Below are 16851 nucleotides of genomic sequence, written 5' to 3'. Positions count from 1 at the left end.
AAAACCGATACGCGAATCGGCTTTGATGATTTTCTGGGGCAAGGGGCATGCGAGGGCAGTCCCCACCCATTTAGCACCGAGATCATCGGTGGAATTGCAGGTTTTGCCGCGAGATCGGCTCGCAAACTGCCAACCATCTTGATTTCGGCGTCCAAAGCTGTTGAACACGACTCATCCGAGGCCCGCGAGATTCGGGGAAGGGCAGAGACGATGAGCGGGGATGAGCACAGGCCGATCGGGCATCAGTATGCGCTAGCAATGCTCGACGGGGGAGCGGCGCGCGTTCGCGAAGTGGCTACTGCATCCGGCACGCAGGGTACGTTGGACGCATTCCTTCGGGTCCATGACGAAGAGCCAGTGCCTGCCTTCCTGCACTCGGCGCTGTGCGCGATGTCGCTGCCGACCAAAAGGCCCAAGGACGATACCCAGCCGATCGTCCGGGAAGACGGCAAGTACGCGCTTGCGATCAACCCACGGCCCGTGCTGCAGAACGTGGACGGCAAGTCCGTGCTGCGAAGCCTGGGTGTGCCATATGGCGCCTATCCGCGGGTCGCGTTGATCTACTTGCTCTCCCAGGCCGTGATGAAGCGGTCGCGCGACGTCTATCTGGGGCGCAACTTCACCGAATGGATGCGTCGCCTGGGATACCAGACCGTCTCCTATGGCCCACGGGGTACGGCGAACCTCATGCGGGAGCAGGTGGATCGGCTGCTCGCCTGCGAGTGGCAGATCCGCTGGGACGGCACGGGCGCGGAGGACAATGCGTTCGCGGTTCGCGATGTGAAGATTTCCAACGAGTACGCAGGGTCGCTGGACAAGAACGGTGCTTTCGCACGCGAAATCCGGATGTCGGAGGTATTCTACAGCCACCTCATCGAGCACGCGGTTCCGCTCAACGAAGTGGCGATTCGGGAGCTGAAGGGGACGCCGACCGCACTCGATCTCTATACCTATCTTGCCTATCGCCTGCCTCGCATCAGCTCCGACAAGGGACAGGTGATCTCATGGGATCAGCTGGCCAAGCACCTCGGCAACGACGCCGATAGCAAGCGCTTCCGGCAAACCGTGCGGGAGACCATGCAGCTCGTCTCGGCGGTCTATCCGAATGCGAACGTGGACCTCTCCGGTCGCAAGGTCATCCTCCATCCGTCTCCCGCTCCGATGGAGCGCAAGCTGGTCGGCCCCCATCTTCGCCTCGTGAGCCCAGCGGCTCCGGAAAAGGCTCCGAGATCATCGGTCGGAGGAAGGGCAGGGGGGGGCGATGCACGCGCCAAGGACGGGGAGCCACGCGTCGCCTTTCCCGAAGGGACTCTCTCCTATGGTGACCGCGAAAAGGCGTTCCGCGCCATCGGGCTCAGCAAGGGGCATCCCTGGTCGGTCGATGACATGGCGGCAGCCTTCCGGAAGGGGTTTCCCGATATCAAGAAGCTGAGGACGGAAGCCGAATGGCTTCGCGTCTGGGAAGCGTTCGTGATCCGGTACGCCGAACGTCGGGCGCTGCGACCCGACGACTGACCGATGATGTACGAGCCGTTTCCCCGAACGGCTCGTCGTTTTCGCGCGCCTATGAACTTGTCTCGTCCGCCTTCGATGCCTCGCCAGGGGGCATCTAAGGCGGAGCGACGGGAAGTCACTATCCTTCATCTTCCCCGCAGCCCCTGATGAACGCCTACGCTCATCGAGCTTCAGCGCTCACCATACGGCGATCGTTTACCCGGGTGAGAGAGCAGGGAGGGGGCCGCGACTGGAACGGTCAGTTCTTCAGCCGCCAGCCGCTCTTGAAGATCCAGGCGACGATGGCGAGGCACGCCACCAGGAACCCCAGGGTCACGGCCAGGCTGACCGCGATGTCTACATCGCCCTTGCCGAAGAAGCTCCAGCGAAAGCCGCTCACCAGGTACACGACCGGGTTGAACAGGCTGATCGTTCGCCACGGCTGCGGCAGCATGTCGATCGAATAAAAGCTGCCGCCCAGGAAGGTGAGCGGGGTGATCAGCAGCATGGGCACGAAGTTCAGCTGCTCGAAGCTCTTGGCCCAGATGCCCAGGATAAAGCCGAACAGGCTGAACGCGACCGAGGTGAGCAACAGGAAGGCGATCATCGCCGCGGGATGCATCACGGAAAGCGGCACGAAGAACGCCGAGGTCGCCAGGATGATGGCGCCGATCACGATCGACTTGGTCGCGGCCGCGCCGACATAGCCCAGCACCATCTCCATGGCCGAGATGGGGGCGGACAGGAGCTCGAAGATCGTGCCGGTAAACTTCGGGAAATAGATGCCGATCGACGCATTCCCCACGCTCTGCGTCAGCAGCGAGAGCATGATGAGGCCGGGCACGATGAAGCTGCCATAGCCGACGCCCTCCACGCTCTGCATCCGGCTGCCGATCGCGCCACCGAAGACGATGAAGTAGAGGCTGGTGGTCAGCACCGGGCCGACGAGGCTCTGCCACAGGGTGCGCAGCGATCGGGCAATTTCGAAGCGATAGATCGCCCAGATTCCGTGCAGGTTCATGCCCGTTCTCCCACCAGATCGACGAAGATGTCCTCAAGGCTCGATTTGGAGGTCTCCAGGTCCTTGAACGCGATATGCCGGTCCGCAAGCGCGCGTAGCAGCGAGGGGATGCCGGTGTCCTCCCGAGTCGAATCGAATACGTAGCGCAACGTGGTGCCGTCGTTCACCAGGCTGAGCTGCCACGCTTCCAGGCCGGCAGGGACCGCGTCGAGCGGCTCGACCAGCGTCAGGTCGAACTCGCGCTTGCCCAGCTTCTGCATCAGCGCGGTCTTGTCGTCGACCAGCAGCAGCCGGCCCTTGTTGATGACGCCGACGCGGTCGGCCATCTCTTCGGCTTCTTCGATGTAATGGGTCGTCAGGATGATCGTCGTGCCGCGTTCGCGCAGGCGATGGACCAGCTTCCACATGTCGCGGCGCAGCGCCACGTCGACGCCGGCGGTGGGTTCGTCGAGGAACAGCACCTCCGGCTCATGGGCGAGCGCCTTTGCGATCAGGACGCGGCGCTTCATGCCGCCCGACAGTTCCATGATCCGCGCGTCGCGCTTGTCCCACAGGGACAGGTCGCGCAGCACCTGCTCGATATAGGCGCTGTGGCCCGATCGCCCGAACAGCCGCCGCGAGAAGGTGACGGTGGCGAGCACGGTCTCGAACATGTCGACCGAAAGCTCCTGGGGAACGAGGCCGATCAGGCGCCGGGCGGCCTTGTAGTCGCTAATCGCGTCGTGACCGGCAACCCGGATCGTCCCGGTCGACGGCGTCACGATGCCGCAGATGATGCTGATCAACGTGGTCTTGCCGGCGCCGTTCGGGCCCAGCAGCGCGAAAATCTCGCCCTTGTTGATGGCGAGGTCGACGTCGTGGAGTGCGGTGAAGCCGCCCTTGTAGGTCTTGGACACGCCGCTCACGGCGAGGATCGGTTCTGGCATGAGGCCCCCTTTGCCGCGCGTAGATAGGAGCGGGCAGGGGGGCATTAAAGCCGTTCCTGCTCCTGGGGGCGCGCCGTCCCTCTCGCCGGTCGGGGGGAGCGCGTCCTGTCCAGCCTCAGTGGCCGAACAGGACGCACCCGATCAGAGGCCGACGACGCCGCCGTCGTCGCGCGTGATCACGATCGTGGACGAGCGCGGACGCTGGCCGGGCGCCGCGGCCGCCTGGTTCGCCGGCCAGTTGCTGGTGATGTTGGCAGGATTTCCGTTCTCGCCAGGATGCTGGATGTTGACGAACAGCGAGCGGCCATCCGGCGTGGAGTGGATGCCGGTGATCTCGCACTCCTTGGGCCCTACCAGGAACCGGCGCAGGGTCGCGCCGGGCGCCCGGCCTGCCCGCGTCGTGACGGTGGCCGTCTGGCCGTCCAGCGTGCTGGTCACCGTCTGCGCCTTGCCGTCGCCGACGATGCCGGGGATTGCCGCCAGCATCATGCAGTTGGTTTGGTCCGTGAATGCGCCGTCGTCGGTCTGCATCCACATCAGCGGCGTGACCTGTCCCGACGGATTGCTCGGCAGGCCGAACCAAAGGCCGTCGGGCGACGAGAAGTCGTTGGTCGCGTCGAGCCCCGACAGGTTGATGCCGGCCGGGTCGAGATCCGACCCGGCACCAAAGGCATAGATGTCCCAAGTGAAGCTGGTTGCCTCCGACGTGTCACCCGCTTCGCGCAGCCGCACGACATGCCCGTTGGCATTGCCGCGGGTCGGCGAGCGGCCGTCGCTGCGGGGGTCCAGATACGCGCGCGGATTGGCCGCATCGACCCGGCGCTGGCTCCCGCTCGCCGGCGTGACGGCGCGATTGCTGTTGTTGGTGAGCGTGCAGTACATCTCGCCCGTGACCGGGTTCACCGCCGTCCACTCGGGCCGGTCCATCGGCGTCGCACCCAGCGCATCGGCCGCGAGCCGGGTATGGATGAGCACATCGGCCTGGCTGGTGAAGCCATTGGCGGGGGTGAGGGGACCCTGGCCGAAGACGAGCGGCAGCCACTGGCCTTCGCCGCTAGCGTCGAAGCGGGCGACGTACAGGGTGCCGGTGTCGAGATACTTGTCGCCTACCGCAAGACGGTCGGGGCGGTTTGCGTCTGCGGCTGCCCAGGGCTGCTGCGACACGAACTTGTAGATATACTCGTTCTGCGCGTCGTCGCCCATGTAGAAGGCCGGACGGACGCCGGCCACCGTGCGGCCGATCTGGCAGCCCTCGTGGTTCATGCGGCCGAGCGCCGTGCGCTTGCGCGGCGTGGAGGCGGGGTCGAAGGGATCGATCTCGACGACCCAACCGAACTGGAACGGCTCGTTGCGAAAGTCGCCGGTACCGTCCGCCGGCAGGCCTGCGGATGCGGTCGCGTTCCAGCGCCGGAAGATCGTGCTGTCTGCCGTAGCGGGCGTGACCGTGGTCCAACCGTAATTGCCCGTGCGGCCCTCGGCGATACCGTAGCGGGCGAGCGATGCATTCTGCGCCGCTCGACCGGCTGCCGCGCGGGTCGCTGCATCGCCCGCGTTGCGCCGGAAATAGCCGGCCCAATTCTCTTCGTTGGTGAGATAGCTGTGCCAGGGGGTGGAGCCGTTGGCGCAGTTGTTGATCGTGCCGCGTCCGGCGGTGCCGTCCGGTGAATAGGCGGTGCGCAGGCTGGCGTCGCCGCGTGCGGGGCCGTGGAACGCCATCGGCGTATTGGGAGTGACGCGGCGGTTGAAGGCCGACCCCTGTGCATAGCTCCACCCGCCGTTGCTGCCGCGGGTCACCTCGATCACCGAGACGCCATGCGCCTCGATCTCCTTGAGCGCCTCGGCTTCGGGGCGCACGCCCGCGACCGACGTGGGCCCGTTGGCGTGGAGATACGCCTGGGTGATGTTTTCATGGTTCAGCACCAGCAACCCGCGTGTGCTGTTCGCAGCATCGGGCGCGCTGCCGCTCGCCTGAAGCCCGAAGTAGCTCATGCCGTCATGGTGGTCGCCGGCGCGCCGGGCGAAGTCGCCGTCGGTGCCGTTGTTGCCATAGGGCGCGAGCGAGGACACGATCGGATCGCCCAGGCGGTACAGCACCGACACGGTGTAGCCGGCAGGTACCGCCACGACGTCTGCGAGGCTCTTGGGTACTGCCGCGAAGCCCAGTTCGGGCGCCCCTACCAGAACCGTCACCGTCGCCGATGCGGTCGCGAGATTGGCGCCCGCGCCGGTGAAGCGGAAGGTGAGGTTGGTCGGTGTCGCCACCGCAGGCGCGATGAAGGTCGCAACGTTGGAGGTGGCATTGACCAGCGTGACCGACGTGCCGCTCGTCTGCGCCCAGGCGACGCTGCTGGCACTGCCGCCCGAGACCGTGCCGGTCAGCGTCACCACGCGGCCGGCCTTGGCCTCACCCGAAGACGTCGCGGACACGGTGAAGCCGGGCGTGGACCCGGTGTCGTCATCGTCGTCGTTGCATCCGGCCAGCACCGCGCTGCCGAACACGGCCGTCGCCATGGCCGAAATCCCGCCCATCAGGGTCTGCCGCCGCGAATAGCGCTCGGAGACCAGATCGTTCAGATGCCGCGAAGCGGTATGATTGGTGTCGATATCGCCATCGTCATAGCCGATGTCCGTCGTGTTGGAAGTCATGCAGAGCCCCCGAGATTCTATTACCCTGGGGTGCCTGTGCCCGTGCCGTGCGTCAGGGCGGTGTAAGCTCGGCGAAATCCGTGTTGCATCCCGAAGTCAGGCGGATGACAGCCCTTCGATTCCGGGTGCTGCCGACCTGCGCGCCCGTCTCACTTTTCGCTCCTGGAGCGGCCGGCGTACTTCCCGGTAAATGCCTTCAGGCGACGGTACGTGCCGCCTGCGCAATGCCGCGCTCCAGGCCGCGCAACTCGGCCAGCCCGCGCATCCGCCCCAGCAGCGAATATCCCGGATTCGTGTGCTTGTTGAGGTCGTCCAGCATCTGGTGCCCATGATCCGGACGCATCGGGATCGATCGGCCCTCGCGCTGCTGGAGCGCGAAGATCGCGGTGACGACGGCGGGCATGTTGGCATCGCCTTCCAGGTGCTCCGCCTCGTGGAAGGCGCCGTCCGGCTCGCGCTGGACGGACCGCAGATGCAGGAAGCCGATGCGATCCCCCAGCCGTTCGACCATGCCCGGAAGGTCGTTGTCGGCGCGCACCCCGAAGGATCCGGTGCAGAAGCAGAGCCCGTTGGACGGGTTGGGGACCCGGGCGAACAGGTCCGAAACGTCCGCCTCGGTGCTCACCACGCGCGGCAGGCCGAAGATGGGGAAGGGGGGGTCGTCCGGGTGAACGACGAGCCTGATCCCGAGCGCGTCCGCTTCCGGACAGACCGCCTCCAGGAAGGCGAGGTGGTTGGCGCGCAGCCGGCCGGCGTCCACATCCGCGTAGGTGTCGATGCAGCGGAGGAACTCGGCAGAGGTGAAATGCTCTTCGCTTCCCGGCAGGCCGGCGATGATGGTCCGCTCCAGGCGGAGCCGTGCCCCCTCCTCCATGGCGTGATGGGCGCGGTCGGCGGCATCGCATATCGCGGGATCATAGTCCGCGGCCGCATCGGGGCGGCGCAGGATATGCAGGTCATAGGCCGCGACCATGACCGGATCGAAGCGCAGCGCGCGGGCGCCGGTCGGTAGCGGCCACGCAAGGTCCGTCCGCGTCCAATCGAGCAGGGGCATGAAGTTATAGGTGACGACGGTGATGCCGCACGCGGCGAGGTTGCGCAGGCTCTGGAGATACGCGTCTATCAACTGGTCCCACCTGGCCGAGCGGGTCTTGATGCCCTCATGCACCGGCAGGCTCTCGACCACCGTCCAGCCAAGTCCCGCCTCCTCGATCTGCGCCTTGCGAGCGGCGATCGCCTCTCGCGACCAGACGGCACCGTTCGGCACCTCATGCAATGCGGTGACGACTTCGCTGGCCCCGGCCTGGCGGATATCGGCCAGCGCGACCGGATCCGCGGGGCCGAACCACCGCATGGTCTGCGTCATCATCATGGGCGTCGAACCTCTGGAGAAACGGCACCGCCGGAACGGCGGATGGGGAGGATTCGACGCTAGTACGCAGCCCGCGGTCAGACAAGTAGATGGGCACGATGGCACGCCTTGCAGACGAGGCCCGCTAAAGTTATCTGAGTAATGTCTCCAACAGGCGAACCTTCCTGATGCACCTGATCCGTTCCGCGCTCCAGGTCGATCCCCGCGACGATGTGGCCACTGCCCTGCGCGACCTGCCGGCAGGGGAGACGGTGACGGTTGGCGACACGACGGTGACGCTCTGCGACCCGGTGGCGAAGGGCCACAAGCTGTCGGTGCGGCCGATTGCGACCGGCGACGAAGTCGTGAAGTTCGGTTGGCCGATCGGACGCGCGACGATCGACATCCCGGCTGGGGCGCACGTCCATACCCACAATGTGCGCACGCTGCTGGAGGAGGCGCAGGAGTATGCCTATGCCGCGGCTCCGCCGGTCCCCGCCGTGTCCGCCGCGCCGCGTACCTTCGAGGGCTACCGCCGTGCGAACGGGGCGGTTGGTACGCGCAACGAGATCTGGATCCTGTGCACGGTCGGCTGTGTGGGCGCGACGGCCCGGCGGCTGGCCGAACTCGCCGCGCGGCGCTTTGCGGGTCGCGTGGACGGCATTCACGCCTTTCCGCACCCCTACGGCTGTTCCCAGCTGGGCGACGACCTCGATCATACCCGGACGATGCTGGCGAGCCTGGCGCAGCATCCCAATGCCGGCGGCGTGCTGCTGATCGGCCTTGGGTGCGAGAACAACCAGATGGACGCGCTGCTCGCCTCCGCGCCCGGCATCGACCGCAATCGCCTGCGCTCCTTCACCACCCAGATGGTCAGCGACGAATATGAGACCGGCCTCGCGATGATCGAGGAACTGGTCGCGTTGGCCGAGCAGGACCGCCGCGAGCCGGTGCCGCTGTCGGAACTGGTGCTGGGGCTGAAGTGCGGCGGCTCCGACGGGTTCTCGGGTGTTTCGGCCAACCCGCTGGTCGGGCGCGTCGCAGACGCGGTGGCGAACGCAGGAGGAACCCCGGTGCTGACCGAGATCCCCGAGATCTTCGGCGCCGAGCGTATCCTGATGGCGCGCGCCAAGGACGAGGCGGTGTTCGGCGAGATCTGTACGCTGGTTGAGGACTTCAAGGGCTATTTCATTGCCCATGGCCAGCCCGTCTATGAGAACCCGTCGCCGGGGAACAAGGCGGGCGGCATCACGACGCTGGACGAGAAGTCGCTGGGTGCGGTGCAGAAGGCGGGTCGAGCGCCCGTGGTCGACGTGCTGCGCTATGGCGAACGTGTGCGGCAAAAGGGGTTGGTGCTGCTGGAAGCGCCGGGCAACGACGCGGTATCCTCAACAGCGCTGACGGCCGCGGGCGCCACCGTGATCCTGTTCACCACCGGGCGCGGGACGCCGATGGGGTTCCCGGCACCGACGCTCAAGATCGCGTCCAACACCGGGCTTGCCGAGCGTAAGCCGGGATGGATCGACTTCGATGCGGGGCCGCTCCTGGAAGGGGAGCCGCCGGAGGCCGTGACCGAACGGCTGCTCGACCTGGTGATCGCCACGGCCTCCGGTGCAGAGACACGCGCCGAGCGCAACGGCGAGCGGGAAATCGCGCTGTGGAAGCAGGGTGTGACCGTCTAAGTCGATGGATGACAGGGCCAGTCGTGCCGCCTAGGCTGACGGCGTGCAGGAACCCAGCATGACCCGACCCGCCGGACGCAAGCTCTACCAGGCGATCATCGACGCCCTTCAGGCCGACATCGTCAGCGGGCGCTTCGCACCGGGCGAGCGGCTCCCCACCGAACGCGAACTCGTCGATCGTTTCTGCGTCAGCCGCCTGACGGTGCGGGAGGCGGTGATCGGCATGGAGATCCTCGGATTGGTCGAGGCACGGCGTGGATCGGGCGTCTATGTGACCGCCCATGCGCCGGGACTGCTGCAGCCGTCCGACCTGGACATCGGGGCGTTCGAACTGATCGAGGCGCGCCGGCTGGTGGAGGGGGAGTGCGCTGCGCTGGCTGCGCTCACGCGAAGCGAGGCGGACGTGGCAGCGTTGCGCGACATTCTGGAGCGGATGATCGCCGAGAACGCGATCGACAGCCCGGACGAGTATGCCGATCGCGAGTTCCATCGCCAGATCGCGCGGGCGACCGCCAACGACGCGATGGTGCTGACGATCGAGACGCTCTGGGACGTGCGGCATCGCTCGCCCCTCTGCATGGCCGTGCTCGACCGCGCGCGAAGGGCAGGGGAGAAACCGCGCATCGAGGACCATCGGGCCATCCTCGACGCGATCGCCGCGGGCGATCCGGATGGGGCGCGCCACGCCATGCGCCGCCACCTGGGCCGCGTGATCGAGCACTTGCTCGAGGCGACGCAGAACGATGCCCTCGAACGAGTTCGGGCCGAGGCGGCCCAGTTGCGGGATCGCGCAAACCGCTTTTCCGCGATCCGCTGATCCTACAGCCGCGCGAGGGTCGCGCGGGCGCCCTCCGTCTCCAGGCGGTGCAGCCAAGCCGCGAGAAGCTGTGCCAGCGCGGCGTCTTCGGCCAGAGCAGGGGGGAAGATCGCATCAAGCGCGAGCAGCGCTGCCACCTTCTCCTCGGCCGTGACGGTGCCCTCCAATGCCGCGGCGGTGCGCGTAGCGAGTGGATCGTCGACGGTAAAGGCTCTGCCCTGGTCGTCGATGCCCTCCTGCCAGCGCATCCACGCGGCAACGGCGAGCTTCAGGGCGGGGCAGCGGGTATCCGTCGCGCGACACGCAGCGATGCTTGCGAGCAGCCGCTGCGGCAGCTTTTGCGACCCGTCCATCGCGATCTGCCGGGTACGGTGCTGGAGCGCGGCGTTGGCGAAGCGCGCCATCAGCTGTGCTCGATAGGCTGCGACGTCGAGGCCGGGCGGGGGCGACAGCGTCGATTCCGCCTCGTCCCACAGCCGCTCGACAAAGCGACGGCCTTCGGGCAGCGCCACCACCTCGTGCACAAAGTCGATGCCCGCGAGCCCGCCGAGATAGGCGATGCCCGAATGTGCCCCGTTGAGCAGCCGGAGCTTGGCCTCTTCCCAGGGCGCGACGTCGTCGGTGAGCTGGACGCCAAGCGCCGCGAAGTCCGGCCGCGGACCCGCGAAGCGATCTTCGATCACCCATTGGGAGAAGGGCTCGGTCTTGACCATCGCCTGGTCCTCCACGCCCAAGGTCCGCGCGAGTTCGGCGATATCGGCGTCGGTGGTGGCGGGGACGATCCTGTCGACCATGGTCTGCGGGAAGGCGCCCTCCGCCTCGATCCAGGCGGCGAGCTCCGCGTCGTGCGCGGCGGCCATGCGCAGCACCGCCTGGCGCAGTCGCGCACCATTGTGCGGCAGGTTGTCGCAGCTAATCGCGGTGAAGGGGGGAAGGCCCGCAGCGCGGCGGCGGGCGAGGGCCGCGACCAAGAAGCCCGGGGCGGTACGAGGCGCTTCAAGGCTGGCGAGGTCGGCGGCGACATCCGCATCCGCCTCGATCAACGCGCCGGTGGCGGGGTCGAGCTTGTAGCCCTTCTCGGTGATCGTCAGCGTGACGAGATGCGTGTCGGGGCTGGCGAGCGCGGCGACGACCGCCGCCGGATGCTCGGGCGCCACCAGCACGGTCTGGACCGCCCCGATCAGCTGCAGGCGCCGGGCGTCGCCCTCGCGCTCGACCAGCGTATAGAGCCCGTCCTGTGGTACCAGCTGGTCGCGCACGCCCGGAGAACGCAGCGACACGCCGATGATGCCCCAGCGCAGGTCTCCTGCGGTGAGCGCGGCGTCGAATACCGCGGCCTGATGTGCGCGATGAAAGGCGCCGATGCCCAGGTGGACGACGCCCGCCTTCACGGCGGCGCGGTCGTAGGGCGGGCGGGTGACTTTGGCGGGCAGCGTTGCCATGGTCGCGTTCGAGAGGCGTGCGCTCACAGCTTGTAGGCCTGCTTGACGAGATCATAGGTCAGCGCCTGCGCGACCTCGTGCGCCTCGTCCTCGGGCAACCGATGCTCGGCGACGAGGCGCGCAAGGAAGGCGCAGTCCATCCGGCGGGCAACGTCGTGGCGCGCGGGGATCGACAGGAAGGCGCGGGTGTCGTCGTTGAAGCCGACCGTATTGTAGAAGCCGGCGGTCTCGGTCACCCGCTCGCGGAAGCGGCGCATGCCTTCGGGGCTGTCGTTGAACCACCAGGGCGGGCCGAGCCGCAGCGAAGGATAGTGGCCCGCGAGCGGCGCGAGCTCCCGCGCATAGCTGTCCTCGTCCAGGGTGAAGAGGATGATGTTGAGCCGCGGGTCCGAGCCATAGCGGCTGAGCAGCGGATGGAGCGCGCCGACGAAGTCCGTCGCCATCGGGATGTCGGCGCCCTTGTCGCGGCCGAACTGCGCCATGAGGGTCGCATTGTGGTTGCGGTGGACGCCGGGGTGGATCTGCAGCGTCATGCCGTCGTCGATGCTCATCCGTGCCATTTCGGTGAGCATCTGGGCGCGGAACAGCTCGGCCTCGGCGGCCGTGCAGCTGCCGGAGCGAACGCGGGCATAGAGGCGCTCGGCTTCCGCCTCGGACAGGTCCGCAGTCGCAGCGCTGGGGTGGCCGTGGTCGGTCGCGGTCGCGCCGCCGACCTCGCGGAAATAGGCACGGCGGTTTTCGTGCGCCCGCAGGTACCCCTGCCAGCTCGACACGTCCTCGCGGGCCAGCTCGCCCAATTGCTCGACGTTCTGCTGAAAGCCTTCGAACTCGGGGTCGAGCGCGGCGTCAGGGCGGTAGGTGGTGATGACCTTGCCCTGCCACCCGCTCGCGCGGATCGCGCGATGGTGGTCGAGCGGGTCGAGCGGACCCTCGGTGGTGGCGATAGCCTCGATGTTGAACCGCTCGAACAGCGCGCGGGGGCGGAACGCCTCCTGCTTCAGCGCGGCGTCGATGGTGTCGTAATAGGTGTCGGCGTTGGCGGCGGACAGCACCTCGTCGAGCCCGAAAATCTCGACGAACACCCAGTCGAGCCACATGCGCGATGGGGTGCCGCGGAACAGGTAATAGTGGCTGGCGAAGCGGCGCCAAATCGCCCGCGGATCGGCCTCGGTCGGGCCGCCGTCGACGCGGGGTACGCCCAGTTCCTCCAGCGGCACGCCCTGGCTGTAGAGCATGCGGAAGACATAATGGTCCGGGATGATCAGGAGGCTGGCCGGATTGCCGAACAGCTCGTTGCGATCGAACCAGGCCGGATCGGTGTGCCCATGGGGCGAGAGGATCGGAAGGCCCGCGATCCGCTCATACAGTCGCCGCGCAATCGACCGGGTGGTCGGATCGGCCGGCAGCAGCCGATCAGGGTGAAGCGAAAGCTTGGTCATCGAACGGCCTCGGGCAGAAAGGGAGGCGGGCGGCCCGCCGGCAGTAGGCGGAAGGATGCAAAAGCGGCTGGAGACTGTCCAGCCAATTTGTCAGATATCTTCAGGTGAACGGTGCCGCGACCGAGGCACGCCGGATCAGCGTCGACAGGAACAGTGCGTGCTCGCCGTCCTCGTCACCGACACTGTTGCCGATGAGCTTGAGCGCAGCTGCCCGTGCCATGGTCTCGATCGGCCAGCGGACCGTGGTGAGCGGCGGCCAGAGGTGCGAGGCGATGGTCGTGTCGTCAAAGCCGATGATCGACAGGTCGGCCGGAATCTCCAGCCCGCGTTGGCGGGCAACATGGATGGCGCCCGCCGCCATCTCGTCGTTGGAGGAAAAGATCGCGGTGGGGCGGGGCGAGAGGTCGAGCAGCCGCTCGGTCGCCCGCATGCCGGAATCGAAGGTATAGTCGCCGGGTGCGATCCAGGTGCGGTCGAACGGCAGGCCGGCAGCCTTCATCGCTTCCTCGTAGCCGGATTGGCGTTCGAGCGCGGAGCGGAAGCCGCGGGGACCCGCGATGACGCAGATGTGGCGATGACCCGCCTCGATCAGATGGCCGATCGCGTGCCGGACCGTTTCGCGGTCGTTGGAGGCGACCATGTGCTCCGGCACATCGAACGGGGCCGATCCCATGCGAACATAGCGGCAGCCGATGGACGCGCAGAGACCGGCGAGCTGGTCGTTCTCGGAAATCGGCGGCAGCAGCATCACGCCATAGGGGCGCTGGCGTTCAAGGAAGCGGCGGATTTCACCCAGCATCTCCGGGTCACCGCGGTCGACGGGGTGGACCAGCAGCTCGAATTCGGTGTCGCGCAGCACCTCCAGAAGCCCGTGCTGCACGCCCAGCACCATCTGCGCATTGGGATTGTCGTGGATCAGCGCGATCACGAAGTTCCGGCGCAGCGCCAGCGCACGCGCCTGCGGATTGGGCGTATAACCCAGCTCGGCGATCACCTGCTCGACGCGCTTGCGCGTGTCCTCGTTCAGGAGGTCGCTGTTGTTGATGACGCGGCTGACCGTCTTCTTCGAAACGCCGGCGAGACGCGCGACGTCGTTGATGGTGGGCTGGGAGGCCTTGGTCATGGCGCATCCATAGCGACCGAGCGAAGTTGTTTGCCAGCGGCATTTGGACGCACCCCTGCGGCAGGGGCGCGTCCGATGATGCGAACCGGCAGCGACGTGATCCGAGCCATTGGCGATGTTCAGCGCGGCAGCAGCTTCTCGCCAGAGATCGCGAATGAAGCGGCTGCTCCGGCCGCTTGGGTGTGCCCCGGCCTCGACACCGGCTGGCCGCCACCAACCCAGAGGTCGACCTGGCCGGTGGAAATGCGACGGCGGCCCTGCGGGTCCACGTAGCTGAGCTGTCGGTCCTTCAGCGAAAAGCGAACCGTGCGCGTCTCGCCCTTCTTCAGGTGCACCCGTTCGAAGCCCTGCAACGTGCGAATGGCAGCGCCATCCTTGCCGGGATGCGCGACGTACAGCTGGACGACCTCGTCGCCGTCCATGCCGCCCGCGTTGGTGACATCCACCGACACCGTCACCGAGCCATCCGCCTGGATCGCCTTGTCGCTGACGCGTGCATTCCGATAGGCGAAGTCGGTGTAGGAAAGGCCGTGGCCGAACGGGTAGAGAACCTCCCCGTTGAAATAGCGGTAGGTCCGCCCCTTCATCGCGTAATCGTCGAACGCGGGCAGATCGTCCGCGGACTTGTAGAAGGTGACCGGGAGGCGTCCGGCCGGGCTATAGTCTCCGGCGAGAAGGCCGGCGACGGCATGGCCGCCCTCGCCACCTGGATACCAGGCCTCGACGATTGCCGGGATGTTCTTGTCGGCCCAGTTCACGCTCAGCGCCGATCCGTTCATCAGCACCAGGACGACGGGCTTGCCGGTGGCATGGACCCGTTCGAGCAGCTTTTGCTGGGGCTCGGGTAGGTCGAGGCTGGTGCGATCACCGCCGGCGAAGCCCTTCGCCTGGACCTTCATCTCCTCGCCCTCGATGCGGGCGGAAAGCCCGCCTGCGAAGATCACGACGTCGGCCTGGCTGGCGGCTGCCACCGCATCGTCGCCATTGGCGCTCGGCAGGCTCCAGAGAAGCTGCTGCTGGCCACGCGCGCCGCGCTGGAAGCCCTCGACGCGGACGGCGTAGCTCTTGTCCCGCTTCAGGCGGATGGATCCCGACAGGATCGAGGGCGCGTCGCCCACGCCCCATTCGTCCACGACCAGCTTGTTGTCGATCCAGACGCGGTAGCCGTTCTCGCTGGAGAAGCGGAAGCGATACTCGCCGGTTTCCGGGGCCACCAGCGTGCCCGTCCAGCGTGCGGAGCTTTCGCAGTCACCGCTCCACTCCACCCGTGCGTTGGTCGCGGCTTCCGTGGCGCTCGGCGCCCCCTGCAAGTCGCGGTTGGCGTAATGCTGGACGCGGAGCCCCCGGAAAGCCGTGTCCGGCACCGGCGCTTCTTCCGGCCCAATGAGGCCGACGCCCTGCGCATGGAGGATCCGTGCGTTGGGATAGCGCGCGCGGATGCCGTCGAGCACCGTCACCGGCCGGGACGGCGTACCGTAGTAATTGCCCACCAGCGTATCGAAGCTGTCGGCGTTGGGTCCGATGACGGCGATCGTGCGCGGTGCGCTCTTGAACGGCAGCAGATTGCCCTGATTCTTCAGCAGCACCATCGACGCCTCTGCCATCTCGCGCGACTTGGCGCGGTGCGCGGGCGTGTCGTAGTCCTTCGCCGTGACGGTCGGGAACGGCAGCTGCGGGTCGAAGAGGCCGAGCCGGATGCGCGCCTCGAACAGGCGCTGGAGCGACCGATCCACCGTCGCCTCGCTCATATGCCCTGCCTTGACGGCCGCGACGATGTTCTCCGGATCGGTCGTCATGCCGTTGCGGTAGTCGCCGCAGATCAGGTCCATGCCGTTCTCGAAGCCGGCTGCGACACCTTCCGGAGCGGTGTTGGTGTAGTGCAGCGCGTCCTTGCGATAGATGTTCGCCGCTGCCCCGCAGTCGGAGACCACATAGCCCTGGAAACCCCAGTCGCGGCGCAGATACTGTTGCTGCAGCACCGCGTTGGCACAGCCGGGCACGCCCCAGACCGCATTGTACACGCACATGATGGAGGCGACCTTGCCCTCCGTCACCGTGGTGCGAAACGCCGGCAGATAGGTGTCCTCCAAATCGTGGAGGCTCGGGTACACGTCTTCGCGATGGCGGTTGCTTTCCGGGCCGGAATGGACCGCGAAATGCTTCGAGGTCGCGATCGTCTTGAAGTACTTCGGATCGTCGCCCTGCAGGCCCCGGATGAAGGCGGTGCCGATCTGGCCCGTCAGATAGGGGTCCTCGCCGTAGGTCTCCTGCCCGCGTCCCCAGCGCGGATCGCGAAAGATGTTGAGGTTGGGCGACCACACGGTGAGCCCGCGATAGAAGTCGCTCCCGCCGTCGGGATGGCGCCGCTCGAGATATTTGGCGCGAAACTCGGTAGAGATCACGTCGGCGGTACTCCGCATCCGATCGATATCCCATGTCGCCGCCATGCCGATGGCCTGCGGGAATACCGTTGCGATGCCGGCGCGCGCCACGCCATGCAGCCCTTCGTTCCACCAGTTGTACTTGGGGATGCCCAGTCGGGGCAGAGCAGGAGCGTCGTGGCCGAGTTGGAGCGCCTTTTCTTCGAGGCTCATCCTGGAGACGAGATCGCGGGCGCGTTCGGCAGGGGGCAGCTGCGGATTCCGATAGCGGAGCTCCGAGGGCGCGGACTGCGCGGTGGCCACGCTGATTGGCGCAACCGACGACAGGAATAGAAGTCCGATCAGCAACGTGCGAGCCACGCGACACCTCCCCAGTTTTTCTGTTTGGACCAAACTGTGCACATCGACGGCAGGCGGTCAACGAAATTGGTAACGCTATCTTGGCCTGCCTCTGCGCTTCCGAACGCAACCCGGCCGGCTGTCTCTGAAGGGGTTCTGAGTCCGCCTTGAGCCGCAAACTCACAAACGG

General features: G+C 66.9%; 11 protein-coding genes. 3 read left to right on the top strand and 8 right to left on the bottom strand.

The window, feature by feature from the left end; genetic code table 11:
* The first annotated feature begins 210 nt into the window (after positions 1 to 210).
* Positions 211 to 1515: a replication protein RepA gene (locus VPH46_RS10125; RefSeq protein WP_416610925.1), complete on the top strand. Its 1305-nt coding sequence runs from the start codon at positions 211 to 213 to the stop codon at positions 1513 to 1515.
* 238 nt (positions 1516 to 1753) lie between these two features.
* Here the strand turns inward: VPH46_RS10125 and VPH46_RS10120 are convergent, their stop codons facing one another.
* The 4 genes from VPH46_RS10120 to uxuA all read right to left on the bottom strand — a co-directional run bounded on the left by VPH46_RS10120 (position 1754) and on the right by uxuA (position 7459).
* Entirely contained in the window at positions 1754 to 2515 is a 762-nt protein-coding gene (locus VPH46_RS10120) for an ABC transporter permease (protein ID WP_416610923.1), read from the bottom strand.
* On the bottom strand, positions 2512 to 3441 hold the full coding sequence (locus VPH46_RS10115) for an ABC transporter ATP-binding protein (protein WP_416610921.1): 930 nt from the start codon (positions 3439 to 3441) through the stop codon (positions 2512 to 2514). The genes VPH46_RS10120 and VPH46_RS10115 overlap by 4 nt, the downstream gene beginning before the upstream one ends.
* Before the next feature lie 141 nt (positions 3442 to 3582).
* Positions 3583 to 6087 (bottom strand): alkaline phosphatase PhoX, encoded by a 2505-nt coding sequence (locus tag VPH46_RS10110; RefSeq protein WP_416610919.1) that lies wholly within the window; start codon positions 6085 to 6087, stop codon positions 3583 to 3585.
* 196 nt (positions 6088 to 6283) lie between these two features.
* The gene (gene uxuA, locus VPH46_RS10105) at positions 6284 to 7459 is read right to left on the bottom strand and encodes a mannonate dehydratase (RefSeq protein ID WP_416610917.1); all 1176 of its coding nucleotides are present in this window, start codon (positions 7457 to 7459) and stop codon (positions 6284 to 6286) included.
* Between the two features lie 167 nt (positions 7460 to 7626).
* On the opposite strand from uxuA, the gene VPH46_RS10100 reads away from it, so the two are divergent.
* Both VPH46_RS10100 and VPH46_RS10095 read left to right on the top strand, forming a co-directional pair.
* Positions 7627 to 9120, top strand: a complete 1494-nt coding sequence (locus VPH46_RS10100) for a UxaA family hydrolase (protein WP_416610915.1) — start codon at positions 7627 to 7629, stop codon at positions 9118 to 9120.
* A 58-nt stretch (positions 9121 to 9178) separates the two neighbouring features.
* Positions 9179 to 9937, top strand: a complete 759-nt coding sequence (locus VPH46_RS10095) for a FadR/GntR family transcriptional regulator (protein WP_416610913.1) — start codon at positions 9179 to 9181, stop codon at positions 9935 to 9937.
* 2 nt (positions 9938 to 9939) lie between these two features.
* On the opposite strand, the gene VPH46_RS10090 is transcribed toward VPH46_RS10095, so the two are convergent.
* The 4 genes from VPH46_RS10090 to VPH46_RS10075 all read right to left on the bottom strand — a co-directional run bounded on the left by VPH46_RS10090 (position 9940) and on the right by VPH46_RS10075 (position 16535).
* A complete protein-coding gene (locus VPH46_RS10090) occupies positions 9940 to 11379 on the bottom strand; it encodes a mannitol dehydrogenase family protein (protein ID WP_416610911.1) in 1440 nt (479 codons plus the stop codon).
* A 23-nt stretch (positions 11380 to 11402) separates the two neighbouring features.
* Positions 11403 to 12818, bottom strand: a complete 1416-nt coding sequence (uxaC, locus tag VPH46_RS10085) for a glucuronate isomerase (RefSeq protein WP_416610909.1) — start codon at positions 12816 to 12818, stop codon at positions 11403 to 11405.
* A gap of 100 nt (positions 12819 to 12918) precedes the next feature.
* Positions 12919 to 13941: a LacI family DNA-binding transcriptional regulator gene (locus tag VPH46_RS10080; RefSeq protein ID WP_416610907.1), complete on the bottom strand. Its 1023-nt coding sequence runs from the start codon at positions 13939 to 13941 to the stop codon at positions 12919 to 12921.
* A gap of 119 nt (positions 13942 to 14060) precedes the next feature.
* Positions 14061 to 16535, bottom strand: coding sequence for a glycoside hydrolase family 3 C-terminal domain-containing protein (locus tag VPH46_RS10075; protein ID WP_416610905.1), 2475 nt, complete (start codon positions 16533 to 16535; stop codon positions 14061 to 14063).
* Positions 16536 to 16851: the final 316 nt, after the last annotated feature.

It is taken from the genome of Sphingomonas sp. MJ1 (PH-R8), assembly GCF_048058635.1.
GTDB lineage: Bacteria > Pseudomonadota > Alphaproteobacteria > Sphingomonadales > Sphingomonadaceae > Sphingomonas.
This window is presented reverse-complemented; position numbering and strand designations above follow the sequence as displayed.